The 23,126-nt window shown below is 62.3% G+C and carries 19 protein-coding genes; 11 read left to right on the plus strand and 8 right to left on the minus strand.

Features of this window, described 5'->3' with window-relative positions:
* The first annotated feature begins 26 nt into the window (after nt 1–26).
* A complete protein-coding gene (locus tag ACTJK7_RS10745; RefSeq protein ID WP_108563496.1) occupies nt 27–998 on the plus strand; it encodes a thymidylate synthase in 972 nt (323 codons plus the stop codon).
* 119 nt (nt 999–1,117) lie between these two features.
* Here ACTJK7_RS10745 and cadR read toward each other — a convergent pair whose 3' ends face one another.
* Nucleotides 1,118–1,567: a Cd(II)/Pb(II)-responsive transcriptional regulator gene (gene cadR, locus ACTJK7_RS10750; RefSeq protein WP_108563495.1), complete on the minus strand. Its 450-nt coding sequence runs from the start codon at nt 1,565–1,567 to the stop codon at nt 1,118–1,120.
* Nucleotides 1,568–1,651: 84 nt separating this feature from the next.
* On the opposite strand from cadR, the gene ACTJK7_RS10755 reads away from it, so the two are divergent.
* The 8 genes from ACTJK7_RS10755 (at nt 1,652) to ACTJK7_RS10790 (ending at nt 11,327) form a co-directional block, all read left to right on the plus strand.
* Entirely contained in the window at nt 1,652–3,961 is a 2,310-nt protein-coding gene (locus ACTJK7_RS10755) for a heavy metal translocating P-type ATPase (protein ID WP_108563494.1), read from the plus strand.
* 16 nt (nt 3,962–3,977) lie between these two features.
* On the plus strand, nt 3,978–4,841 hold the full coding sequence (locus ACTJK7_RS10760; protein WP_108563493.1) for a LysR family transcriptional regulator: 864 nt from the start codon (nt 3,978–3,980) through the stop codon (nt 4,839–4,841).
* A 233-nt stretch (nt 4,842–5,074) separates the two neighbouring features.
* A complete protein-coding gene (locus tag ACTJK7_RS10765) occupies nt 5,075–6,151 on the plus strand; it encodes a putative 2-aminoethylphosphonate ABC transporter ATP-binding protein (RefSeq protein ID WP_440779491.1) in 1,077 nt (358 codons plus the stop codon).
* Nucleotides 6,151–7,875, plus strand: coding sequence for a putative 2-aminoethylphosphonate ABC transporter permease subunit (locus ACTJK7_RS10770; RefSeq protein WP_440779493.1), 1,725 nt, complete (start codon nt 6,151–6,153; stop codon nt 7,873–7,875). The genes ACTJK7_RS10765 and ACTJK7_RS10770 overlap by 1 nt, the downstream gene beginning before the upstream one ends.
* Before the next feature lie 48 nt (nt 7,876–7,923).
* Complete coding sequence (locus ACTJK7_RS10775; protein WP_108563491.1) at nt 7,924–8,949, plus strand: putative 2-aminoethylphosphonate ABC transporter substrate-binding protein; 1,026 nt, start codon at nt 7,924–7,926, stop codon at nt 8,947–8,949.
* Between the two features lie 167 nt (nt 8,950–9,116).
* On the plus strand, nt 9,117–10,250 hold the full coding sequence (locus tag ACTJK7_RS10780) for a TIGR03364 family FAD-dependent oxidoreductase (protein WP_440779495.1): 1,134 nt from the start codon (nt 9,117–9,119) through the stop codon (nt 10,248–10,250).
* Complete coding sequence (locus ACTJK7_RS10785) at nt 10,250–10,816, plus strand: phosphonate degradation HD-domain oxygenase (protein ID WP_440779497.1); 567 nt, start codon at nt 10,250–10,252, stop codon at nt 10,814–10,816. The genes ACTJK7_RS10780 and ACTJK7_RS10785 overlap by 1 nt, the downstream gene beginning before the upstream one ends.
* A gap of 85 nt (nt 10,817–10,901) precedes the next feature.
* Complete coding sequence (locus ACTJK7_RS10790) at nt 10,902–11,327, plus strand: hypothetical protein (protein WP_440779499.1); 426 nt, start codon at nt 10,902–10,904, stop codon at nt 11,325–11,327.
* Here ACTJK7_RS10790 and ACTJK7_RS10795 read toward each other — a convergent pair.
* Together ACTJK7_RS10795 and ACTJK7_RS10800 are read right to left on the minus strand one after the other, a co-directional pair.
* Nucleotides 11,324–12,709 carry a GTPase/DUF3482 domain-containing protein gene (locus ACTJK7_RS10795; RefSeq protein WP_440779500.1) on the minus strand — a complete coding sequence of 462 codons (1,386 nt, stop codon included), beginning with the start codon at nt 12,707–12,709 and terminating at the stop codon, nt 11,324–11,326. The genes ACTJK7_RS10790 and ACTJK7_RS10795 overlap by 4 nt on opposite strands.
* On the minus strand, nt 12,702–14,075 hold the full coding sequence (locus ACTJK7_RS10800; RefSeq protein WP_440779502.1) for a DUF2868 domain-containing protein: 1,374 nt from the start codon (nt 14,073–14,075) through the stop codon (nt 12,702–12,704). Before ACTJK7_RS10800 ends, ACTJK7_RS10795 begins: the two co-directional genes overlap by 8 nt.
* An 85-nt stretch (nt 14,076–14,160) precedes the next feature.
* Here ACTJK7_RS10800 and ACTJK7_RS10805 point away from each other — a divergent pair, with 85 nt between their 5' ends.
* The gene (locus ACTJK7_RS10805; RefSeq protein WP_236195679.1) at nt 14,161–14,673 is read left to right on the plus strand and encodes a dihydrofolate reductase; all 513 of its coding nucleotides are present in this window, start codon (nt 14,161–14,163) and stop codon (nt 14,671–14,673) included.
* A gap of 137 nt (nt 14,674–14,810) precedes the next feature.
* Here ACTJK7_RS10805 and ACTJK7_RS10810 read toward each other — a convergent pair whose 3' ends face one another.
* Complete coding sequence (locus tag ACTJK7_RS10810; protein WP_007953434.1) at nt 14,811–16,202, minus strand: L-cystine transporter; 1,392 nt, start codon at nt 16,200–16,202, stop codon at nt 14,811–14,813.
* Nucleotides 16,203–16,443: 241 nt separating this feature from the next.
* Here ACTJK7_RS10810 and ACTJK7_RS10815 point away from each other — a divergent pair, with 241 nt between their 5' ends.
* A complete protein-coding gene (locus ACTJK7_RS10815) occupies nt 16,444–17,505 on the plus strand; it encodes a phosphorylcholine phosphatase (RefSeq protein WP_011336406.1) in 1,062 nt (353 codons plus the stop codon).
* Between the two features lie 208 nt (nt 17,506–17,713).
* Here the strand turns inward: ACTJK7_RS10815 and ilvD are convergent, their stop codons facing one another.
* The 4 genes from ilvD to ACTJK7_RS10835 form a co-directional block, all read right to left on the minus strand.
* Entirely contained in the window at nt 17,714–19,555 is a 1,842-nt protein-coding gene (gene ilvD, locus ACTJK7_RS10820; protein ID WP_064380052.1) for a dihydroxy-acid dehydratase, read from the minus strand.
* Nucleotides 19,556–19,810: 255 nt separating this feature from the next.
* Nucleotides 19,811–21,028 (minus strand): multidrug effflux MFS transporter, encoded by a 1,218-nt coding sequence (locus ACTJK7_RS10825; RefSeq protein WP_108563483.1) that lies wholly within the window; start codon nt 21,026–21,028, stop codon nt 19,811–19,813.
* Nucleotides 21,021–21,977: a diiron oxygenase gene (locus tag ACTJK7_RS10830; protein ID WP_108563482.1), complete on the minus strand. Its 957-nt coding sequence runs from the start codon at nt 21,975–21,977 to the stop codon at nt 21,021–21,023. Before ACTJK7_RS10830 ends, ACTJK7_RS10825 begins: the two co-directional genes overlap by 8 nt.
* Nucleotides 21,974–23,047: a SagB family peptide dehydrogenase gene (locus tag ACTJK7_RS10835; RefSeq protein ID WP_323150993.1), complete on the minus strand. Its 1,074-nt coding sequence runs from the start codon at nt 23,045–23,047 to the stop codon at nt 21,974–21,976. The genes ACTJK7_RS10830 and ACTJK7_RS10835 overlap by 4 nt, the downstream gene beginning before the upstream one ends.
* Nucleotides 23,048–23,126 lie beyond the last annotated feature (79 nt).

Genomic DNA, 23,126 nt, shown 5'->3' on the forward strand with positions numbered 1-23,126 from the left:
CCGGGGCTCAAGGACACAGGTAACTCATGAAGCAATATCTCGATCTGGTGTCGCACGTCATCAACAACGGCACCAAACAGGCCAACCGTACCGGCGTGAACACCATCAGCTTTCCGGGCGCCATGCTGCGCTTCGATCTGCAGGAAGGTTTCCCGGCGATCACCACCCGCAAGATGGCCTTCAAATCGGCCATCGGCGAGATGTGCGGCTTTCTGCGTGGCGTGAACAACGCCGCCGAATTCCGTGCGCTGGGCTGCAAGGTCTGGGATCAGAACGCCAACGAAAACGCCCAGTGGCTGGCCAATCCGTTCCGTCAGGGCGAAGACGACCTCGGCGAAATCTACGGCGTGCAATGGCGCAAATGGCCGGCGTACAAGCAGATCCCGCTGAGCAACACCACCGCCATCGAACAAACCCTGAGCAACGGCTACAAGCAGATTGCCCAGGGCGAAGAAGACGGCCAGGCCTACGTGGTGCTGTACAAAGCCATCGATCAGGTGCGCCAGTGCGTCGACACGATCATCAAGGACCCGGGCAGCCGGCGCATCCTGTTCCACGGCTGGAACTGCGCCCAGCTCGATGAAATGGCCTTGCCGCCGTGCCATCTGCTGTACCAGTTCCACCCGAATGTCGAGACCAAAGAGATTTCTCTGACCCTCTACATCCGCTCCAACGACCTGGGCCTGGGCACGCCGTTCAACCTCACCGAAGGCGCTGCGCTGCTGAGTCTGATCGGTCGCCTGACCGGCTACACGCCGCGCTGGTTCACCTATTTCATCGGTGACGCCCACGTCTACGAAAACCACCTGGACATGCTCAACGAACAGCTCAAGCGCGAGCCGTTCGCCATGCCGAAGCTGAAGATTTCGGACCGCGTGCCGGAGTTTGCCAAGACCGGTGTTTATCAGCCGGAATGGCTGGAGCTGGTGGAGCCGAGGGACTTCTCGCTGGAAGGCTACGAGCACCATGCGCCGATGACCGCGCCGATGGCGGTCTAGTCGGCAGGATCGTTCCCACGCTCTGCGTGGGAATGAATCCCGTGACGCTTCGCGTCACTTTGGACGCGGAGCGTCCATGGCGGCATTCCCACGCGGAGCATGGGAACGAGCGTCAATCGTTAGTGGCCGTGGCTTCTGCCCACATGGGAATGTTCGACTTCGGTTGCCACAACCCCGCCACTGACTTCCAGCCGCTGCAAAATCCCGCACTGATCCGCTTCCGGCCCTTCGCCACAACGCTGGCGCAGGTCGAGCAGTTGCATCTGCAATGCCTGTAACCCATCGATTCGCGCCTTGACGTGCTGGATGTGCTCGTCGATCAGCGCATTCACGCTTTCGCATTGATCCTGCGGGCTGTCGCGCAAGGCGAGCAGGCTGCGGATTTCTTCGAGGGTCATGTCGAGGGTGCGGCAGTTGCGGATGAAGGTCAGGCGCTCGGCGTGGGCCTGGGTGTAGACACGGTAGTTGCCGTCGCTGCGGGCCGGCTCCGGCAGCAGGTTTTCGCGCTCGTAGTAGCGGATGGTTTCCACAGCGCAATCAGTCTGTTTCGCCAGTTCTCCGATCTTCATGACAGCGATCTCCAAAAGGGTGCTTGACCCTATAGTGGCTACAGGGTCTTTACTTGGCAACAGGCACCTTCATGGACGCGACCAATGAGCGATTCCCTGCACACCCACAAGCCCGGCGACGGGCACGACCACAGTCACAGACTGCAGCCTGTGCATAAACATGCCCACGGTGGCGATTCCTGCTGCGGGTCGAAAACCGTTACGCCTGCGCCGGCTCATTCGAGTGAAGACTCGTGCTGCTCGTCGAAAGCCGCTGCGCCGTCACTGGTGCAACTGAGCGAGGCAAAAAGCGCCGACGCCCGGCTGAGCAGCTTCCGCATCGAAGCGATGGACTGCCCGACCGAACAGACCCTGATTCAGAACAAGCTCGGCAAACTGGCCGGGATCCAGCAGCTGGAATTCAACCTGATCAACCGCGTGCTCGGCGTGACCCACAATTTGCCGGACACCGCGCCGATCATCGACGCGATCAAATCCCTCGGCATGCAGGCCGAGCCGCTGGAGGCGGGCGTGGATTCCCCGACCGCCGCTCCCGTCAAGAAACACTGGTGGCCGCTGGCACTGTCCGGCGTTGGTGCGCTCGCTGCCGAAGTAATCCACTTCACCAGCGCCGCCCCGACCTGGGTGGTGGCGATCATCGCGCTGATCTCGATCCTCAGCGGCGGCCTCACCACCTACAAGAAGGGCTGGATCGCCCTGAAGAACCGCAACCTCAACATCAACGCCCTGATGAGTATCGCCGTGACCGGCGCCTTATTGATCGGCCAATGGCCGGAAGCGGCGATGGTGATGTTCCTTTTCACCGTGGCCGAGCTGATCGAAGCGCGCTCGCTGGACCGCGCACGCAACGCCATCAGCGGCCTGATGCAGATGACGCCGGAGCAGGCCACTGTGTTGCAGGCGGACGGCAACTGGGTCGAAATGGATGTGAAAAGCATCGATCTCGGCGCCCGCGTGCGGGTGAAACCAGGCGAGCGTATTGCGCTGGACGGAGAAGTCGTCAGCGGCAGTTCGACCATCGATCAGGCGCCGATCACTGGCGAAAGCCTGCCGGTGGAAAAAACCATCGGGGACAAAGTCTTCGCCGGCACCATCAACCAGGCCGGTTCGCTGGAATATTCGGTGACCGCAGCGGCGAACAATTCCACCCTGGCGCGGATCATCCACGCCGTGGAACAGGCGCAAGGCGCGCGGGCGCCGACCCAGCGCTTCGTCGATCAATTCTCGAAAATCTACACCCCGGTGGTTTTCGTTTTGGCCTTGGCTGTGGCGATCATCCCGCCGCTGTTCATGGGCGCCGCGTGGTTCGACTGGATCTACCGCGCGCTGGTGCTGCTGGTGGTCGCTTGCCCGTGTGCGCTGGTGATTTCCACTCCGGTGACCATCGTCAGTGGCCTCGCGGCTGCGGCGCGCAAAGGCATTCTGGTCAAGGGCGGCGTGTACCTGGAGGGCGGTTTCAAGCTCGACTATCTGGCCCTCGACAAGACCGGCACCATCACCCACGGCAAACCGGTACAGACCGATTACCTGTCCCTCGACCCGACCGCCGACGCCACGGCCCCGGCGATTGCCGCCGCGCTGGCCGGTCGCTCCGATCACCCCGTATCGCTGGCCATCGCCAATGCGGCTGTGGATAAAGGTTTCGCGGCTCTGCTTGTGGATAACTTCGAAGCGCTGGCCGGCCGTGGGGTAAAGGGCGAGGTCAACGGTCAGGTCTACCACTTGGGCAACCACCGTCTGGTGGAAGAACTGGGCCTGTGCTCGCCGCAACTGGAAGAAAAGCTGTTCGCGCTGGAGAAACAGGGCAAGTCCGTGGTGCTGCTGCTCGACCGCTCCGGCCCGCTGGCGCTGTTCGCCGTGGCGGATACGGTCAAGGAAACCAGCCGCGAGGCGATCCGCCAACTGCACGAACTGGGCGTGAAAACCCTGATGCTCACCGGCGACAACGTCCACACCGCGCAGGCGATTGCGGCGCAGGTCGGCATCGATCAGGCCAAGGGCGACTTGTTGCCGACCGACAAACTGCAGGCCATCGAAGAGCTGTACGCGCAGGGCCGTCGGGTCGGTATGGTTGGCGACGGCATCAACGATGCGCCGGCACTGGCTCGGGCGGAGATCGGTTTTGCGATGGCGGCGGCCGGTACCGATACGGCGATTGAAACCGCCGATGTCGCCCTGATGGACGACGATCTGCGCAAGATTCCGGCCTTCATCAGCCTGTCGCGCGATACCGCCACTATCCTGAAACAGAACATCGCACTGGCGCTGGTGATCAAAGCGATCTTTCTTGGGGTAACCTTCGCCGGGCTCGCCACCATGTGGATGGCGGTGTTTGCCGACATGGGCGTGAGCCTGCTGGTGGTGTTCAACGGTTTGCGCCTGCTGCGCAAATAGAGGAAGAGGGGCGGTTGTGCTGAGTGCCGAGCTGAAAGCGTTTTACATGGTGGCCCGCTTGGGCAGCATCACGCTGGCGGCGAAAAAGCTCGGCCTCAGCCAACCGACCGTGACCACCCAGATCCGCAATCTGGAAAGCCAGTATTCGGTGGAGCTGTTCTACCGGGGCGGCCGGCGCCTGAGTGTCAGCGACGAAGGCACGCGGCTGTTGCCGATGGTCAAAGCCTTGTTGCAGCAGGAAGCCGATATCGAGTTCTTCCTGCGCAACAGCGGCCAGGTGCAGGGCACGCTGCGCATCGCCGCCACCGCGCCGTATTACATCCTCGATCTGGTGAAGACCTTCCGCGAGCGTCTGCCGCAGGTGGAGGTGTCGGTGGAAATCGGCAACTCGCAGCAGGTGCTCGAAGCGCTGGAGGATTACCGGGTGGATGTCGCGGCGTCGTCGCAATTGCTCGACGATTCCCGGCTGATCCGCCGTGTGCTCGGCAGCGACCCGCTGGTGCTGGCGGTGCATCGCAATCATCCGCTGGCGGCGCACGATCATGTCACGCTGAGCGCGCTGGCCGGGCATACCTTGCTGATGCGCGAACCGGGTTCGACCACTCGACGGCTCACCGAAGAGTTGCTGGCCAGCGCCGGCGTCAGTTTCGGCCCGTTGCTGGAAATCGGCAGCCGCGAATCGATCCGCGAAGCAGTGCTGCGCAACATCGGCATCAGCATCATCGCCCGCCAGGAAGTGCCGCACGATCCGCAGTTGCGGGTGCTGACGCTCGAAAATGCGCCGCAGATCCCCGAATACCTTTACTGCCTCAAGGAACGCAAGAACGCCCGGTTGCCGGCGGCGTTTCTCGGACTGGCGCAGGAAATGTCCCCGGCTTGATCGTAATGATCGTTCCCACGCTCTGCGTGGGAATGCCTCATTGGACGCTCTGCGTCCGCTCTTGGGACGCGGAGCGTCCCGGGCTGCATTCCCACGCAGAGCGTGGGAACGATCCGCGATCCGCGGTGAACCAAAATCCCTGAATACCACTATCGGTCGTTTTTGCCTCACTGCCATATGACCGACGCATTACAACTCTAGGATTCGTCTCATCTGCTTGATGAGGCCTGTCCATGAACCCTGCAATCGCAACTGCCCTGACCAACCCCGGCGCACCGATGAAAGTGCGCGGCGTGCAGAAGCGTTTCGGCGCTTTCACGGCGCTGGATAACGTCTCCCTCGATGTCGCGGCCGGTGAGCTGGTGTGTCTGCTCGGCCCGTCGGGCTGTGGCAAGACAACATTGTTGCGTTGCATCGCCGGCCTGGAGAAACAGGACAGCGGCGAGTTGTATCTCGGCGAGCGCGACGTTTCCCACCTCGCGCCCCAGGCTCGGGACTACGGCATTCTGTTCCAGTCCTACGCGCTGTTCCCCAATCTGACCGTCGAAGCGAACATTGCCTACGGCCTCGCCGGCAGCGGTCGCGATGAAGTGCGCCGTCGCGTCGGTCAGATGCTGGAACTGGTCGGCCTCACCGGCAGTGAGAAAAAGTACCCGGGCCAGTTATCCGGTGGCCAGCAGCAACGGGTGGCGTTGGCCCGCGCCCTGGCCCCCGCGCCGTCGCTGTTGCTGCTCGACGAACCGATGTCGGCCCTCGATGCCCGGGTTCGCGAGCATCTGTGCACCGAGCTGCGTCAACTGCAACGCAACCTCGGCATCACCACCCTGATGGTCACCCACAATCAGGACGAAGCCATGTTGATGGCCGACCGCATCGCCGTGATGAACAACGGCAAGGTCGAGCAGTACGCCACCCCGCAGGACATCTACAACCGCCCGGCCACGCCGTTCGTGGCCGAGTTCGTCGGCAAGGGCAACTGGCTGCCGTTCCAGCGCAGCAGCGACAGCCACGCCAAGGTCGGCGGGATGAACCTGCGCCTGGCCGACGGCAGCGTCCACAGTCCGTCGGGCCGACTGTTCTGCCGCCCGGAAGCGATCAACGTCAATCCGCTGGTGCACGAAGAAAACCTGTTCCCGGCCAAAGTCCGCGAGATCACTTTCCTCGGCAACCGCTGCCGCATGAGCTTCGAGCTCGATCAATTGCCCGGCCACGCCTTGCTCGCTGAACTGGCACCGGAAGCCATGCCGCGCCTCGGCGCCCAGCAGATCATGGTCGCCTTGCCGCCACGCAGCCTGCAGGTGTTTGCCTGATGAACAGCAACTTCGCACTGCCGCTACCGCAAAAGCAGGCGCGGCAGATGTCCGGGGCCGAGGTCGGCGACCGGATCTTCGTCCTCGGCGGCAAACTCCTGCTGCTGGTGCTGCTCGGTGTGGCGGTGCTGTTGCCATTGCTGGCGATCTTCTGGCGCGGCTTCAGCAGCGAAGCCGGGCAGGGCGGTGGCTGGCTCGCCGCCAAGGAACTGGTGAGCAGCGACAATTTCCACTGGCTGCTCGGCAACAGCCTGAAGGTTTCCCTCAGCGTCGCGGCGATCGTCGTACCGCTGGCCTACCTGTTTGCCTACGCTTTGCAGCGCACGCTGATTCCCGGCAAAGGCCTCTGGCGCGGGATTTCGCTGCTGCCGCTGATGGCGCCGTCGATGTTGCCGGGGATCGCGTTGGTCTATCTGTTCGGCAATCAGGGGATGTTGCGCGGGCTGCTGGCGGACAACATCTATGGTTTCTGGGGCATTGTTCTGGGTGAGGTGATCTACACCTTCCCACACGCCTTGATGATTTTGCTGTCAGCCCTGTCGCTGGCGGACGCGCGACTGTTCGACGCTGCGTCGAGCATGGGCGCGGGGTCAGGGAAAGCCTTCCGCAGCATCACCTGGCCGGCGACCCGTCAGGCCGTGTTTGCCGCATTCTGTCTGGTGTTCACCCTGACCATCACCGATTTCGGTGTACCGGTGGTGGTCGGTGGCGACTATCAGGTGCTGGCGCTGGAAGCCTACAAAGCGGTGGTCGGCCAGCAGCAGTTCGGTCGCGGCGCGTTGATCGGCATGGTTCTGCTGCTGCCGGCACTGTTCAGTTTTGGCGTTGATGCCTGGCTGCGCAGGCGTCACGGCGACGCCATGAGCGGCCGCGCCCAGGTGTTCAAACCGGCGCCATCGAGGAAGCGCGATGCCTTTTATCTCAGCGTGGTCCTGCTGATCAGCGCCGCGTTGCTGCTGGTGTTCGGCATGGCGGTGTTCTCGTCGCTGGTGAAGTTCTGGCCGTACAACCTGTCGCTGTCGCTCAACCACTACCAGTTCAACGAGACCGCCGGCGGTGGCTGGCTGGCCTACGGCAACAGTTTGAAGATGGCGCTGGGCACGGCGTTGATCGGCAGCGTGCTGATCTTCACCGGCGCCTACCTGATGGAAAAGACCCGCAGCCAGCGCGGGCTGAATCTGACACTGCGCATGCTCAGTTTCGTACCGATGGCGGTGCCGGGCCTGGTGTTGGGTCTGGGTTACGTCTTCTTCTTCAACCTGACCGGCAACCCGCTGCACGTGCTGTACGGGACCATGACCCTGCTGATCGTCTGCACCATTGCTCACTATTTGACCACCGCGCAGATGACCGCCACCACCGCGCTGCGCCAGCTCGATGCCGAGTTCGAAGCCGCCGCGCTGTCGCTCAAGGCGCCGCTGTACCGGCATTACCTGCGGGTCACCGTGCCGATCTGCCTGCCGGCGCTGCTGGACATCGTGCGCTATCTGTTCGTCTCGGCCATGACCACCGTGTCCGCCGCGATTTTCCTCTACAGCCCCGACACCCTCCTCGCGGCGGTGGCGGTGCTGAATATGGATGACGCCGGCAACGTCGGCGGCGCGGCGGCGATGTCGACCCTGATTCTGTTCACCTCGGCGGGCGTGTCCTTGCTGCTGGCGTGGGCTTCGCGCGGCTTGCTGCGCCGTTCCCAGGCCTGGCGGCAAACGGCGCCCGGCCACTGATTCCATCCCGTTCAACTCCCCCTCAACTCAAAAGACAGGAAAACGATCATGTTCAAGCCTATGGCCCTGGCCGCTGCTGTGCTCGCTGCTTTCAGCCTGAATGCCTTCGCGGCAAAAACCGAGTTGACGGTGTACACCGCCCTCGAAGCCGAGCAGTTGAAGGCCTACAAAGAGGCCTTCGAAAAGGCCAACCCGGACGTCGAGATCAAGTGGGTGCGTGACTCCACCGGGATCATCACCGCCAAACTGCTGGCCGAAAAGGATCGCCCGCAGGCTGACGCGGTGTGGGGCCTGGCGGCGTCGAGCCTGGCGATCCTCGATCAGCAAGGCATGCTGCAAAGCTATGCGCCAAAGGATCTGGGCAAGATCGGCGCGAACTACCGCGACGCCGCCAACCCGCCAGCCTGGGTCGGCATGGACGTCTGGGCCGCAACCATTTGCTTCAACACCGTCGAGGCCGAAAAACAGGGCCTGACCAAACCGGTGAGCTGGCAGGACCTGACCAAGCCTGAGTACAAAGGCAAGATCGTGATGCCGAACCCGGCCTCGTCCGGCACCGGTTTCCTCGACGTCAGCGCCTGGCTGCAAACCTTCGGCGAGAAGCAGGGCTGGGCCTACATGGACGGCCTGCACCAGAACATCGGCCAGTACGTTCACTCCGGCTCCAAACCTTGCAAACTGGCGGCAGCGGGCGAATTCCCGATCGGGATTTCCTTCGAATACCCGGCCGTTCAGCTGAAGCGCCAGGGCGCGCCGTTGGACATCATCCTGCCGAAGGAAGGCCTGGGCTGGGAGATCGAGGCGACTGCCGTGATCAAAGGCACGCCGCATGAAGAAGCCGCGAAGAAACTGGCCGACTTCTCCGCCAGCGCCCCGGCGATGGACCTGTACAAGGAAAACTTCGCTGTCCTCGCCCAACCGGGCATCGCCAAGCCGCAGACCGAACTGCCGGCCGACTACGAGCAGCGCCTGATCAAGAACGACTTCGCCTGGGCCTCGAAGAACCGCGACGAGATCCTGAGCGAATGGCGCAAGCGCTATGACGGCAAGTCCGAGAAAGTCGCTGCCAAGTAAATCTTCTTACCCGATCGTTCCCTGACGGAACTTTGATCGTTCCCACGCTCCGCGTGGGAATGCAGCCAAGGACGCTCCGCGTCCTCTGTGACGCAGAGCGTCACGGTATTCATTCCCACGCAGAGCGTGGGAACGATCAACGTGGGAACGATCATTGAGGTAGCTGCATGACACAACACAAAGACTTGCTGATCGTCGGCGCCGGCATCCTGGGCCTGTCCCACGCTTATGCCGCCGCCCGGCGCGGTCTCAATGTCACGGTTTTCGAGCGCACCGCCACGCCGCTCAGCGCTTCGGTGCGCAACTTCGGCCAGGCGCTGGTCACCGGTCAGCCACCGGGTCCGATGCTCGAACTGGCCAAGGCCAGCCGCGACATCTGGGGCCAGTGGGCGCAGCTCGCCGGCCTGCAACTCAAGCGCAACGGCTCGTACCTGTTCGCCCGCTCCGAAGCCGAAGAGCTTCTGCTCGAAGCGTTCTGCGCCGGGCGCGCCGTCGAGCACGACTACCGCGTCGAGCTGCTGCGCGGTGCCGCGTTGCGCGATTTGTACGGCGGTCAGTTCAGCCATCACCGCGCCGCGCTGCATGGCATGGACGATCAGCAGCTGTATTCCCGGGAAGCGATTCCGGCGCTGATCGAATATCTGCGCCGCGAACTCAAGGTCGAGTTTCACTTCTCGACGCTGGTGCGCGACGTCGAACCGGGGCGTCTGCACAGCACCGCCGGGATCTTCTCCGCCGAACAGATCATCGTCTGCTCCGGCCACGATTATCAGACCTTGCTGGCCGAGCCGATTGCCGCCCTCGACCCGCAAATCTGCCGCCTGCAAATGCTCCGCGTCCGGCCGCAGATCGACCTGAACTTGCAACACGCCTTGCTCACCGGCCTCAGCTGCGTGCATTACGGCGCCTTCGCTGACCTGCCGGAAGCAGCGGAAGTGCAGGCGCAAATCCTGCGCGAACAACCGCACCTGCAGGCAAACGGCATTCACCTGCTGATCAGCCCGACACCTTATGGCGAGCTGATCATCGGCGATTCGCACCATTACGGCAGCGATCCATCACCGTTCAACGCCGAGCAGGTCGACAACTGGATGCTCGAACTGGCCGAGCACACCCTCGGCTGCAAGGTGCAAGTGGTCGAGCGCTGGCAGGGTGTCTATGGTTCCCGGGGACCGGGGCCGTTTTCATTCCTGCGTCCGGCGCCGGGGCTGAGTGTGGCGCTGATGCACAGCGGCGTCGGCATGAGCGTTGGCCCGGCCATGGCCGAGCGCAATGTTGCACAGCTTTTTGGAGAGCACTGATGTTGAGTCATGAGCAAGTCATCGATCGGGTGTTCGGCCTCTATGAGCGCTTCGGCGCCAGCGACTACATCGGCGAACCGGTGTCGCAGATCGAGCACATGTCCCAGGCAGCGCAACTGGCCATTGCCGAAGGCTTTGACGACGAAGTGGTGCTCGCTGCGTTCTTCCACGACATCGGCCATTTGTGTGCCGAAGGCGCGGAGAACATGGGCGGTTACGGCGTGGTCAGCCACGAACGCCTCGGCGCGGATTACTTGCGTGAGGCCGGCTTCAGCGAACGCATGGCGCGGCTGGTGGAATATCACGTCCAGGCCAAGCGCTATCTGACGCTCAGGAAATCGGGCTATTACCACCGCTTGAGCGAAGCCAGTCGCCGCACCCTGGAATATCAGGGCGGAGTGATGACCGAGGCTGAAGCCGATGCGTTCGAGCAGGATCCGTTGTGCGCCGTCAGTCTGCGGATGCGCCAGTGGGATGAGCTGGCGAAGGAGATGGCCGTGCCGGTGATGGATCTTGCGTTGTTGAAGGGCAAGGCTGTTACCGTGCTGTCCCGCGAGGCGCGCTGAACCTTCTTACGCCAAACCGGGAAACGGTGCATGGCGCGTGTTGCCCCTTCGGCCCAGACTGTTTTTTTGCCGAAGGAGCGCACGGATGCGTTTTATGAAAGTGATTGCCCGGGATCGATCCGGCAGCGGCGCAGGGGAAACTGTCCAGTTGCGCTTTCATCACACCGAACAGGATTGGCGCGAAGCCTCTGCCCGTGAAGTCGCGCAACTGCGCAGCTTCACCCGAACCTATCTGAAATGCGCCTGGTTCAACGCGGCCGACGAGGACACGCGACATCTGCGGATCTTCGCTCTGAACCCCGGCAGCGATGGAACGCCGGAATCAGTGAGGCTGCACTTTCACCAGGGCGAAACCATCGCTTACAAAGCCGCCGTCCACGACCTGGATAACGATGGCCGCTTCGAGGTTGTCCTGTGTTCGGACGTCGACAACGACGGGCGGGCCAATCGCACCGATCGCAGCCGGGTGACGGCGCTGGTCAAACAGTTCCTCAAGCTCGGCTGGTTCTAGAGTTCGAGAACCTTGCCGACCAGCTCGTCGATCTGTTCCTGACGCTGTGCCTGATTCAGTTTCGGATGCGAGTTGAGCGACGACCATTGCGGGTGGGCCCGGGCAATGTTCAGCGCCTCCGGCAACTTGCCCTCGCGCCAGGTCTTGTCCTGCGGCGTCGCCACCTGAACGGCATCCATCGCCGCATGGCCTCGGGCGTTCAGCGCTTGCAACAGTTGCCGCTGACGCAGGGCCAGCAGGCGCAACACGTTGTCGTCGACCGTCAGCTCTCGCTGCCCTTTGATCTTGCCGAGCAGGCGGTTGCCGTAGCTGCGGGCAGTTTGCAGGGCGCCGCCGGCAATGGCACCGGCCAGGGCGGCGGCACCCAGGGTGATGCCGCCGACCAGCAAATCCACACCCGCACCGGCTGCGGCTCCGGCGGCAATCCCGCCGCCGACCCGCACGCCGAGTTGCTTGAGGGTTTCCGGGTTGAACAGGTCATCGCCCCAGCGCCCGTCGAGCAGCGGCAGATCGCTGGCGGCGGCGTCCTGCGGGCGGAAGGCGTAGAGCTTGAGCAGCGCCTCGACGCAGCGTTGTTCGCGCTGGCGCACGGCTTTGCGCAGTTCGCTGATGGCCTGTTGTTCCTGCTCGGCGTTGCTCGCCACACTGCGTCTGCACGCGGCGCAGTCGATCAGCAATTCGGCGATCAGCCGTGCGGCGCTCTGCTCGCGGGCGAGGCGTTGGGCCTGTTGATCGGCGATCAGCCGTTCAAGTTGTGGGCGGGCGTTTTCCAGCAACAGTGCGAGGCTTTCATACAGCCGCCGCTCGCCATCTTCCGGCGGGGCGACGCTGTCGAAACGCACCAGCGCGTGCAGGCCGAGGCGTGCCAGTGCTTCACGCCAGTCCGGTTCACGATGGTTGGCGCTGCTGACGAAATTCAGCACCGGCAGCAGCGGCTTGCCGCAACTGGCCAGCACTTCCAGTTCGTCGCGGTACTTGGCCAGCACCGGTTCGCGGGCGTCAATCACGTACAGGCCGGCATCGGAATCGAGCAGTTGCCGCAGCACCTTGGCTTCCTGTTCGAAACGCTGGCGCGCTTCACTGCCATCGAGAAACCGCGCCAGCCGTGCCGGGCCGTCGAGGCGTTCGCCGGGGCGTTCCAGACGCTCGAGAAAATCCAGCAGGGCGATGGCGTCCTCCAGACCGGGCGTGTCGTAGAGGTCGAGCAACGGTTCGCCATCCACCGACAACCGTGCACCTTCGACATGCCGCGTGGTGCTCGGGCGATGGGAGACTTCGCCGAAGCCGACGTCGCGGGTCAGGGTGCGCAGCAGCGAAGTCTTGCCGACGTTGGTGTGGCCGACCACCGCCAGTTTCAGCGGCGCTTTCCAGGCATCAGTCATGTCCGTGCTCCAGCCAGTTCAACGGGGCGCAATCGGCGAACGGCAGTTCCAGTTGTTGCAACGCCACGTGCCAGTCACCGAGGCGTTCGGCATCCAGCGCTTGTCCTTGCGGCGCCTGCAACAACCAGACACGGGTCGCAGTGGCATTGCGCGCCAGCTCGGCAATCAGCGCCAGGCTGCCGCGATCCGGCGAACGTCGTGGGTCGCAGGCAATCGCGAGGCGCGCCGGCGGGAAGCGGCTGAGCTGTTCGAGCAGTTTGTTGCGCGATTCGCGACTGTCGAGGATGCCGGCGTTGCTGACGTTTTTCGGCAGTGTCGGCGGCCATGAGTGTTGATCGTCGAGTTCGATCGCCACCAGCAGCGCGCCGTCGCTGGCGTGTTCGCCGACGGTGCTTTCGACGCGGTGCAATTGCGCAGGCTCGGGGTCGGTGATGCCGAGGCGTTCGCTGGTCGGCATCAGGCGTTCGCGCAGTTGGGCGTAGCCGGGCAGGTTCAGGTCCAGCCGCAACGCCGCTTTGCCGCTGTTCCAGCGCCAGAAGCAAAACAGCGCCAACAGCAGGCGCGGCAGTACGCCGTACACCACCAGCACGCCGACCAGCCAGGTCGCCCAGGCCTGACGGGCGCTTTCGATGTTCAGCGCGGTGTCGCCGCTGGCGCGGATCATGTCCACGGTCGGCACGTTGAAGCCCAGCAGCGCCGGCAATGCGCCGAGGGCCTGGGTCATGTTGATGAACGTGTCGGCGCTGAGAATCGTGGTTTCCCAGACGAAGCCGTAGCGCCGGGTCGCCATCAACGTCAGCAGCAAAACCAGCGCGCTGACCATCGCCAGCAACCACAGGCCATTGACCAGCGTGCCGAGCGCCCAGCGATTGAGCTTCTTGCGTTGCAACATCAACAGCAGGGCCGGCGCCAGTTGGGCAGCCTTGGCATCGCGGGCGAGTTTTTCACTGAGCCACAGCCACAAGCGGCCGAGGGTGGTGCCGTGTTCGCCAGCGAAGATCAGCCCCAGCGACCAGCTCAGCAGCAGAATCAGGTTCAGCCCGAGCAGACTGCCCAGCGCCCAGAACACATTGACCGGCGTCTGGCCCAGTGCGGCGAAGGCCAGCCCTGCGCCGCTCAACACGGCGAAGATCGCCAGCAGCACCAGCGCCAGGCGTGCGCCTTGCAGCCAGTGCTTGAGTGCGGAGGTCAGGCCATCGCGCTCGGCCAGCCACAGGGCGCGGCGTTGAATGCGTCCCGGCAGATCGCCGCCGGCCGCGCGGGCCAGGCGATTGGCTTCCAGATCGTCAAGCGGGCCTGCGTGTTCTTCGCGCAGGCGCACGGTTTCGGTGAGCCAGAGGTTTTGCAGTGAAGTCAGTTCAGTCACGCGGCATCCCGTTGCTTGATTGAGCCGTGAGCATAACCGCTGTGGCGCTTATCGGGGTAAGGGCGGCTCTGGTATCCTCGCCGGCATGACTAAATCACTCCCCCTCAGCCTGATTGCAGCCCTCGGTGAAAACCGTGTGATCGGCATCGACAACAGCATGCCTTGGCACCTGCCGGGGGACTTCAAATACTTCAAGGCCACGACGCTCGGCAAGCCGATCATCATGGGTCGCAAGACCTGGGATTCGCTGGGTCGTCCGCTGCCGGGCCGCTTGAACATCGTGGTCAGCCGCCAGACCGATCTGGTGCTGGAAGGCGCGGAAGTCTATCCGTCGCTGGAAGCGGCCGTGGTTCGCGCCGAAGCGTGGGCGAAAGAGCAGGGCGTCGATGAGTTGATGCTGATTGGCGGGGCGCAGTTGTATGCGCAGGGGCTGGCGCAGGCGGATCGTCTGTATCTGACCCGTGTGGCACTGAGCCCGGAAGGCGATGCGTGGTTTCCGGAGTTCGATCTGAACCAGTGGAAACTGGTGTCGAACGTGCCGAATCCGGCTGAAGGCGACAAACCGGCTTACAACTTCGAAGTCTGGGAGCGGGTTTAGCTCAATGTGATCGTTCCCACGTCGAGGCGTCGAACCGTCCGCGTGGGAATGCAGCCCGTGACGCTCTGCGTCACTGGACGCGGAGCGTCCCTAGAGGCATTCCCACGCAGGAGCGTGGGAACGATCAGTATCAAGACTTATGCCTGAGCAAGCTCCGCATGCTCATCGGCATCCAGCAGTGCCTTGTCGGTCTGCTGCATCGCCTGGCTGGTAATCGCGCCAGCGGTGATCGAACCGCTCACGTTCAGCGCCGTGCGACCCATGTCGATCAGCGGCTCGACCGAAATCAGCAACGCCACCAGCGAAACCGGCAAGCCCATGGCCGGCAGCACGATCAGCGCGGCGAAGGTCGCACCGCCACCCACGCCCGCCACACCAGCCGAACTCAGGGTCACGATCGCCACCAGCGTCGCGATCCACAGCGGATCCAGCGGGTTGATGCCGACGGTTGGCGCAACCATTACCGCCAGCATCGCCGGGTACAGACCGGCGCAGCCGTTCTGGCCGATGGTCGCGCCGAACGAAGCAGCGAAGCTTGCCACCGATTGCGGAATGCCCAGACGACGGGTCTGCGCTTCGATGCTCAACGGAATGCTCGCTGCGCTGGAGCGGCTGGTGAACGCGAATGTCAGCACCGGCCAGATCTTGCGGAAGAAACGCAGCGGGTTGATCCCGGCCGCCGACACCAGCAAGCCGTGCACCACAAACATCAGGCCCAGGCCGAGGTACGAGACCACTACGAAACTGCCGAGCTTGATGATGTCCTGCAGGTTGGAACCGGCGACCACTTTGGTCATCAGCGCCAGCACGCCGTAGGGGGTCAGCTTCATCACCAGACGCACCAGGCGCATCACCCAGGCTTGCAGGGTGTCGATGGCGTTGATCACTTTCTGACCTTTCTCGACGTCATCCTTGAGCAGTTGCAGCGCGGCAACCCCCAGGAACGCAGCGAAAATCACCACGCTGATGATCGAGGTCGGCTTGGCCCGGGCCAGGTCGGCGAACGGGTTCTGCGGGATGAACGACAGCAGCAGTTGCGGCACATTCAGGTCGGCGACCTTGCCGGCGTAGTCGGTCTGAATGGTTTGCAGACGGGCCATTTCCTGCGTGCCGGCAACCAGGCCTTCGGCGGTCAGGCCGAACAGGTTGGTCAGGCCGATGCCGATCAGCGCCGCAATCGCGGTGGTGAACAGCAGCGTGCCGATGGTCAGGAAGCTGATCTTGCCCAGCGAAGAAGCGTTGTGCAGACGGGCCACGGCACTGAGGATCGAGGCGAATACCAGCGGGATCACGATCATTTGCAGCAGTTGCACGTAACCGTTGCCGACCAGATCAAACCAGCCGATCGAGGCTTTCAGCACCGGGTTGCCGGCACCGTAGATCGTGTGCAGCGCGACGCCGAATGCCACGCCCAGCACCAGCGCGAGCAGGACTTTTTTCGCCAGGCTCCACGAGGTGTGGCGGGTTTGCGCCAGGCCGAAGAGCAGGGCGAGGAACACCAGCAAGTTGAGAATCAGGGGCAGATTCATGAGAACTCCAGAAAAGACTTTGCCAACAGCCTTCCGGGGCTGTTGCGAACCGGCAAGCCTAACAGCTTGATTTCCAATGATTTAATACCGAAATCGAAGGTGGTTCGTCGTTTTTGGAATAAGCGCGTGTCGCTCTCGGGGATGCAACTGGCGCGAAACGGACGTGGACGGTCGCTGACAGACGAGGACTGTCACACATATTTGTTAGCGTCGAATTCTTTGACCCAGGGAGAAAGCGCCAATGAAGTTCACACCGAAATTTCTGGCTGTCGCACTGACTGTGGGGATGGGCCTGGCCACTCAGGCATTCGCCACCGACCTGAAACACTGGCCGGCCGATCAGGCCAAGGCGCTGGACGCGATGATCGCCGCCAACGCCAACAAGGGTAACTACGCGGTGTTCGACATGGACAACACCAGTTACCGCTACGACCTCGAAGAGTCGTTGCTGCCGTTCATGGAAAACAAGGGTCTGATCACCCGCGACAAGCTCGACCCCTCCCTCAAACTGATGCCGTTCAAGGACACCGCCGACCACAAGGAAAGCCTGTTCAGCTACTACTACCGCCTCTGCGAAGTCGACGATATGGTCTGCTATCCATGGGTCGCGCAAGTGTTTTCCGGCTTTACCCTCAAGGAACTCAAGGGCTACGTCGATGAGCTCATGGCCTCGGGCAAACCGGTGCCGGCGACTTATTACGAAGGTGATGTGGTCAAGAATCTGGATGTGAATCCGCCGAAGATCTTCACTGGCCAGAAAGAGCTGTACAACAAGCTGATGGAGAACGGCATCGAGGTCTACGTGATGACCGCCGCCTCCGAAGAACTGGTGCGCATGGTCGCGGCCGATCCGAAGTACGGCTACAACGTCAAACCGCAGAACGTGATCGGCGTGACCACGTTGCTTAAGAACCGCGAAACCGGCGAGCTGACCACCGCGCGCAAGCAGATCACCGCCGGCAAATATGACGAGAAAGCCAACCTCGGCCTCGAACTGACCCCGTACCTGTGGACCCCGGCGACCTGGATGGCCGGCAAGCACGCGGCAATTCTGACCTACATCGACGAGTGGAAAAAACCGGTACTGGTGGGTGGCGACACGCCGACCAGCGACGGCTACATGCTGTTCCATGATGTAGACGTGGCCAAGGGCGGCATTCACTTGTGGGTCAACCGCAAGGACAAATACATGACCCAGATCCAGGGCATGATGGCCAAACACGCGGCGGCCCAGGCGAAAGAAGGTTTGCCGGTGACGGCGGACAAGAACTGGGTGATCGTCAAACCGGAAGAAATCCAGTAATTGCTACGGTGATTACTCCCGAGCAGAGCGCGATGATCGTTCCCACGCTCTGCGTGGGAATGCAGCCCGTGACGCTCCGCGTCACTGGACGCAGAGCGTCCCTTGAGGCATTCCCACGCGGGAGCGTGGGAACGATCAAAACGATCAAACTGAAGGCAAAAAAATGCCCCGCACTTGGCGGGGCATTTTTATGCACGACGGTTAAGCATCACAGCCCGTCGAGCATCGCCTTGTTGCGCACCGCACCCTTGTCGGCACTGGTCGCCAGCAGGGCGTAGGCCTTGAGGGCAGTGGTCACTTTGCGAGGACGCTTCTCGACCGGTTTCCAGCCTTTCTTGTCCTGCTCGACCCGGCGTGCCGCCAGCTCTTCGTCGCTGATCAACAGGTTGATCGAGCGGTTCGGAATGTCGATCAGCACCTTGTCGCCGTCCTGCACCAGGCCGATCGCGCCGCCGGCCGCAGCCTCTGGCGAAGCGTGGCCGATGGACAGACCAGAAGTGCCGCCAGAGAAACGGCCGTCGGTCAGCAGGGCGCAGGCTTTGCCCAGGCCTTTGGATTTCAGGTACGAGGTCGGGTAGAGCATTTCCTGCATGCCCGGGCCGCCTTTCGGGCCTTCGTAGCGAATGATGACGATGTCGCCTTCCTTCACTTCGTCGGCGAGGATGCCGCGCACGGCGCTGTCCTGGCTTTCGAAGATCTTCGCGTTGCCTTCGAACACATGGATCGACTCGTCGACACCGGCGGTTTTCACCACGCAACCGTCCAGGGCGATGTTGCCGTACAGCACGGCCAGGCCGCCTTCTTTCGAATAGGCATGTTCGAAGCTGCGGATGCAGCCGTTTTCACGGTCGTCGTCCAGGGTTTCCCAACGGGTCGACTGGCTGAACGCGGTCTGCGTCGGGATACCCGCCGGACCGGCCTTGAAGAAATGGTGTACGGCTTCATCGTCGGTCTGGGTGATGTCCCACTTGGCGATGGCTTCTTCCATGCTGCGGCTGTGCACGGTCGGCAGGTCGGTGTGCAGCAGGCCGCCACGGGCCAGCGAACCGAGGATGCTGAAGATGCCGCCGGCGCGGTGCACGTCTTCCATGTGGTACTTCTGGATGTTCGGCGCAACCTTGCACAGTTGCGGCACCTTGCGCGACAGACGATCGATGTCGCGCAGGTCGAAGTCGATCTCGGCTTCCTGGGCAGCGGCCAGCAAGTGCAGGATGGTGTTGGTCGAACCGCCCATGGCGATGTCGAGCATCATCGCGTTCTCGAACGCCTTGAAGTTGGCGATGTTGCGCGGCAGTACCGACTCGTCGTTCTCGCCGTAGTAGCGTTTGCACAGTTCGACGATGGTGCGGCCGGCCTGCAGGAACAGTTGCTCGCGATCGCTGTGGGTGGCCAGGGTCGAACCGTTGCCCGGCAATGCAAGGCCAAGGGCTTCGGTCAGGCAGTTCATCGAGTTGGCGGTGAACATGCCGGAGCACGAACCGCAGGTCGGGCAGGCGCTGCGCTCGTACTCGGCAACCTTCTCGTCAGAAGCGCTGGAGTCGGCGGCGATCACCATGGCGTCGACGAGGTCGAGACCGTGGCTGGCCAGTTTGGTCTTGCCGGCTTCCATCGGACCGCCGGAGACGAAGATCACCGGGATGTTCAGGCGCAGGGCGGCCATCAGCATGCCGGGGGTGATCTTGTCGCAGTTCGAGATGCAGACGATGGCGTCGGCGCAGTGGGCGTTGACCATGTACTCGACGGAGTCGGCGATGATCTCGCGGCTCGGCAGCGAATACAGCATTCCGTCGTGGCCCATGGCGATGCCGTCATCCACGGCGATGGTGTTGAATTCTTTTGCAACGCCGCCAGCGCGTTCGATCTCACGGGCAACCAGCTGGCCCAGGTCCTTCAGGTGAACGTGGCCCGGTACGAACTGGGTAAAGGAGTTGGCAATGGCGATGATCGGCTTCTTGAAGTCGTCATCCTTCATCCCGGTGGCGCGCCACAGTGCGCGGGCGCCGGCCATGTTGCGGCCGTGGGTGGATGTTTTCGAGCGGTAATCTGGCATGGAGCACTCCGGGCGGCTAATCAGGTATCAAAGGGGAGTGAGCTTCTATTGACGTCTGGAACACTCAGAAATGGCCGTGTGTCCTGATGTTGCCGATGACGTTGCGGGATCGCCGCTGGTCTCAGCCTGAGCTCATAAACCCGCCGGGGATGAATGGCGATGAATCTCGCGATTCTACACCGCTGGCGTCAGGAGGGAATGGCGCAAAACGTTGTTCCAGTGCTGACGAAGCGTGCGGGATGACGACCGGCAGGGTTAATCGCTGTCCGGTTGCCCCACCAGATCGTTGCGACGGCTGATCCGCGCGTTCAACGCCAGTGCCACTCCGCTGAGTATCACGAAGCTGTAGCCCAGCGTGGATTGCAGGTTGGCAGGGCTCAGGCTGATCAACGCACTGATCAAGCCGCCGCAGATGAAGATCAGCGTGCTGCCGGCGGATGCAGACGTGCCAGCATTTTCGGGATACAGGCTCATAGCCCGCGACGTGGCGGCGGGCCGGGCGATGGTGGTGCCAGCGGTGCAGATCAACATCGGGATCAGCACCGTGGTCGGGGTCAGTGCGAAGTTCGATGCCAGGTACAGCATGGTCAGGCCGGCGAACAGGATCAGGCTCAGCCCGACAACAATTTGCTGGCTACCGTTGATGCGTCTGCTCAGTACGCTGGCGAGGATGCCCCCGATCACATACGCGGCGCCGTAGATCAGCAGGATCAGCGAGAAGTCATAAGCAGACAGTTGCAGGCGGTCCATGAAAATCAGCGGCGAAATCACGATGAACGAAAAGTGGCAGGCGAAGGCGAAGGCTGAAATCAGCCAGTAACCGACGAAGTCGAAGTCTCCCAGTACCCGCCGGTAAGCCCTCAGGAAATGGGTGGATGTACCACGGGCTGCCGGTCGGCTGTTGTCCAGAAACCACCATGCCTTGAGTAGCACGATGGCGGACAGTGCGGAGAACACCCAGAAGCTGCCGCGCCAGCCAAGCGCGGCCTGAAGCAAGGTTCCGGCCAATGGAGATACGGAAATGAAGATCCCGGTGGCGGTCACCATCAGGATCCGCAGGCGATCACGTTCCTCGCCTTCGAACAGATCCTGCACCAGCGCCTGTGACAGCACGAAACAGCCGCAACCCAGCGCCTGCACCACCCGAAAAACCAGAAACAGCGAATAATCCGAGGTCATCACGCATCCGAGGGCGCCGAGCATTGATACGCTCATGCCTGCGAGCAGCAGGCCTTTGCGTCCGATCACATCCGACAGGGGCCCGATCAGCAACTGGGCGAAGGCAATCCCGACCGCGAACAGGCTGATCGACAGGGCAATATCCGCCGGAGTGCTGCGAAAGTGCTCAGCCAGTGCCGGAAACGAAGGCAGCAGGACATCCAGCGGAAAGACGCCGAGCAGCACCATCGCCAGCAAAAGGCTGACAGCTCCGCGCCGCTGTCGTTGGGTCACCGCAGATTGTCCGTCATCCATCAATCAGTCCTGCCCTGGCAAAAAGTGTCTGGTTTTGAGGTTCGGCGAAAAATCCGGCTTTCTTCAGCGCGCTCATTGTGGCGAGGCTGCCGGTGCGTGCCCGCTGGCGACTGGCCTGGGCCGTTGTGATCGTGCCGAGAATCTCCATTACCGTGGTGCCTGCAATGTCCGCGCCGCAGAGGCTTTCCTGCAGCCAGTGCTCATCCACTTCGAAGAAGATTTCCAGAATGTCGAGCAAGGTCGTCGCGGTGAACGTTCGCTGCCTTGGGTCCAGGTGCAGCCAGAGATAGTGGAACACTTCGGTGAAATACCGGCTGTGGCGCGCTTCGTCGGTGAGGTGATCGCGCAACATGTCGTTGACGCCGGACACCAGACTGTCGCGGCAGACATCCAGCAGTTCACGGGCAATGATGGTTTCCGAGACGAAACCCAGTAAGAAGCACGCCAGCGGCCTTTGCTGCTGGTCTGTGCGTGCGATCAGCAGGTTCATCCGGGTGATTCGCCTGGGCATGACCGGACGCTTGGTGATGCCGTAGAGGCTGGCGATCTGCTCCGCCACCTGGTTGGAAAACAGGGCGTGGTAGCCCTCGTCGGTGTAGAGCTGGAGCGCGGCGGTTTTCATCGGCGCCGGCACCGCGACGGGCAGCTCGCCGTGGACAATGGTTTCGACGGCGCGATTGACGATCCGGTGTTCGAGCAGCGTGGTGTAGTCGAGAAAATGCACCAGATGCCGGGCCGTGAGCCGATGCAGCATCGAGCGGCCCGCTGCTTCGATGACCGGATGGGCCAGGTACGGTAGAAACGTCGGCGGAAACCAGTGCCGGGTCTCCAGTTGTTCCTGCACGTTGGCCGGCAAACGATAATCGTGGGTGCTGGTGCGGACCGAGGCGCGGGTGTTCCAGTCATTCAGGGAGAATTGAAAGACCGGCTCCCTGGAGAGAGCGCTCATGGCTGGGCCTCACGCAGCAGGTCGCGCATTTCCTGACACATCGCCTGGCCGTCGCTTTCCCCGCAACCGACGAAGAACAAGGGTTGTTCCGCACTGTTTTCGAACTTCAGCAATGTTTCGACCTGATCATCGGAAAACGCACCCGTGAGCCAGGTGTTCATGCCGAGCGCTGTAGCCACCAGTTGAAACGTCTGCGAAAGATGCCCGGCTTCGACGAGCGCCATTCGATAGGCGCGCGAGTGCGGGTATTTCCACCAGAGCCGGTCGAAGCGGGCGGTGATGAACAGCCCCAATGGCAGGTTATTGATGAAGTGCTGGCCCCCCAGCAGATTGCCAGGTGCGGTGTCGGGCAAAGGGTTGATGAAGCTCAGGGCGTGTTCGGCGGGGTGGTAGGCATAAACCCCAGGCGTCAGTCCGTCGACGTTCTGTACAAACACGAACCCGGCGCAGGCATTGAGGCCGCCCCCGGAAGGACTGCTGCGCCGCGCGCCAAGGCCTTCGGCGATGCTGTCGTCGCAGTCGGCTTCGCGCTCTCGCAGGTAACCGAGGGACAGGTAAAGCAAGGTGCCGACATCGTCCAGTGACACGGCGGTGCCGGTGAAGGAGCGGCAGGTCTTTCGCCGGATCAGTGAATTCGACAGGCTGTCGTCATTCAATACCAGCGGTGAGGGCAGGGCGATGAGTGCGTTCGGACCTGGATCCGCAAGGATGTCGTGCGCAGGTGCAGTGGCAAGCACTGTGTTGCAGTGTTCGAGGTATTGCCTGGACCATTCCTGAATGTTTCGGGGCGTGTACTCGCACGGAATATTCCGAGTCCCGATATGGTAGATCCTGGACAGTTCATCCCAGCCCCAGACAGGTGTCGGAACTTTTGAAGAAGTCAGTATTCCCGCATTCAATAACTGTGCGTCTATTATGTTGCTATTGTCATATAGGTCAGGGTCGTGGATAAGTTGCGCCAGTCTGGAGCAATGTTCCAGATCAAGTTCATGTTGAGTATGGTCTTTGTAATTCCAGACTATCTGGCCGGGCGTTCGTGGCAGTATGAATAAATAAGGATTTATATGCATGTTAGGGCACGCTGCTCTGGATAGGTGCTTTGTCAGAGGCGCTGGGTAGCCGGCTATACCCAGCGCCCACCTTACTTAA

The sequence above is a fragment of the Pseudomonas sp. 22085 genome (assembly GCF_052045815.1).
Lineage (GTDB): Bacteria > Pseudomonadota > Gammaproteobacteria > Pseudomonadales > Pseudomonadaceae > Aquipseudomonas > Aquipseudomonas glycinae.

Coding starts and splice junctions, on each gene's coding strand:
- ACTJK7_RS10745 (WP_108563496.1), top strand. CDS start 27: ATGAAGCAATATCTCGATCTGGTGTCGCACGTCATCAACAACGGCACC.
- cadR (WP_108563495.1), bottom strand. CDS start 1,567: ATGAAGATCGGAGAACTGGCGAAACAGACTGATTGCGCTGTGGAAACC.
- ACTJK7_RS10755 (WP_108563494.1), top strand. CDS start 1,652: ATGAGCGATTCCCTGCACACCCACAAGCCCGGCGACGGGCACGACCAC.
- ACTJK7_RS10765 (WP_440779491.1), top strand. CDS start 5,075: ATGAACCCTGCAATCGCAACTGCCCTGACCAACCCCGGCGCACCGATG.
- ACTJK7_RS10770 (WP_440779493.1), top strand. CDS start 6,151: ATGAACAGCAACTTCGCACTGCCGCTACCGCAAAAGCAGGCGCGGCAG.
- ACTJK7_RS10775 (WP_108563491.1), top strand. CDS start 7,924: ATGTTCAAGCCTATGGCCCTGGCCGCTGCTGTGCTCGCTGCTTTCAGC.
- ACTJK7_RS10780 (WP_440779495.1), top strand. CDS start 9,117: ATGACACAACACAAAGACTTGCTGATCGTCGGCGCCGGCATCCTGGGC.
- ACTJK7_RS10785 (WP_440779497.1), top strand. CDS start 10,250: ATGTTGAGTCATGAGCAAGTCATCGATCGGGTGTTCGGCCTCTATGAG.
- ACTJK7_RS10790 (WP_440779499.1), top strand. CDS start 10,902: ATGCGTTTTATGAAAGTGATTGCCCGGGATCGATCCGGCAGCGGCGCA.
- ACTJK7_RS10795 (WP_440779500.1), bottom strand. CDS start 12,709: ATGACTGATGCCTGGAAAGCGCCGCTGAAACTGGCGGTGGTCGGCCAC.
- ACTJK7_RS10805 (WP_236195679.1), top strand. CDS start 14,161: ATGACTAAATCACTCCCCCTCAGCCTGATTGCAGCCCTCGGTGAAAAC.
- ACTJK7_RS10810 (WP_007953434.1), bottom strand. CDS start 16,202: ATGAATCTGCCCCTGATTCTCAACTTGCTGGTGTTCCTCGCCCTGCTC.
- ACTJK7_RS10815 (WP_011336406.1), top strand. CDS start 16,444: ATGAAGTTCACACCGAAATTTCTGGCTGTCGCACTGACTGTGGGGATG.
- ilvD (WP_064380052.1), bottom strand. CDS start 19,555: ATGCCAGATTACCGCTCGAAAACATCCACCCACGGCCGCAACATGGCC.
- ACTJK7_RS10825 (WP_108563483.1), bottom strand. CDS start 21,028: ATGGATGACGGACAATCTGCGGTGACCCAACGACAGCGGCGCGGAGCT.
- ACTJK7_RS10830 (WP_108563482.1), bottom strand. CDS start 21,977: ATGAGCGCTCTCTCCAGGGAGCCGGTCTTTCAATTCTCCCTGAATGAC.
- ACTJK7_RS10835 (WP_323150993.1), bottom strand. CDS start 23,047: ATGCATATAAATCCTTATTTATTCATACTGCCACGAACGCCCGGCCAG.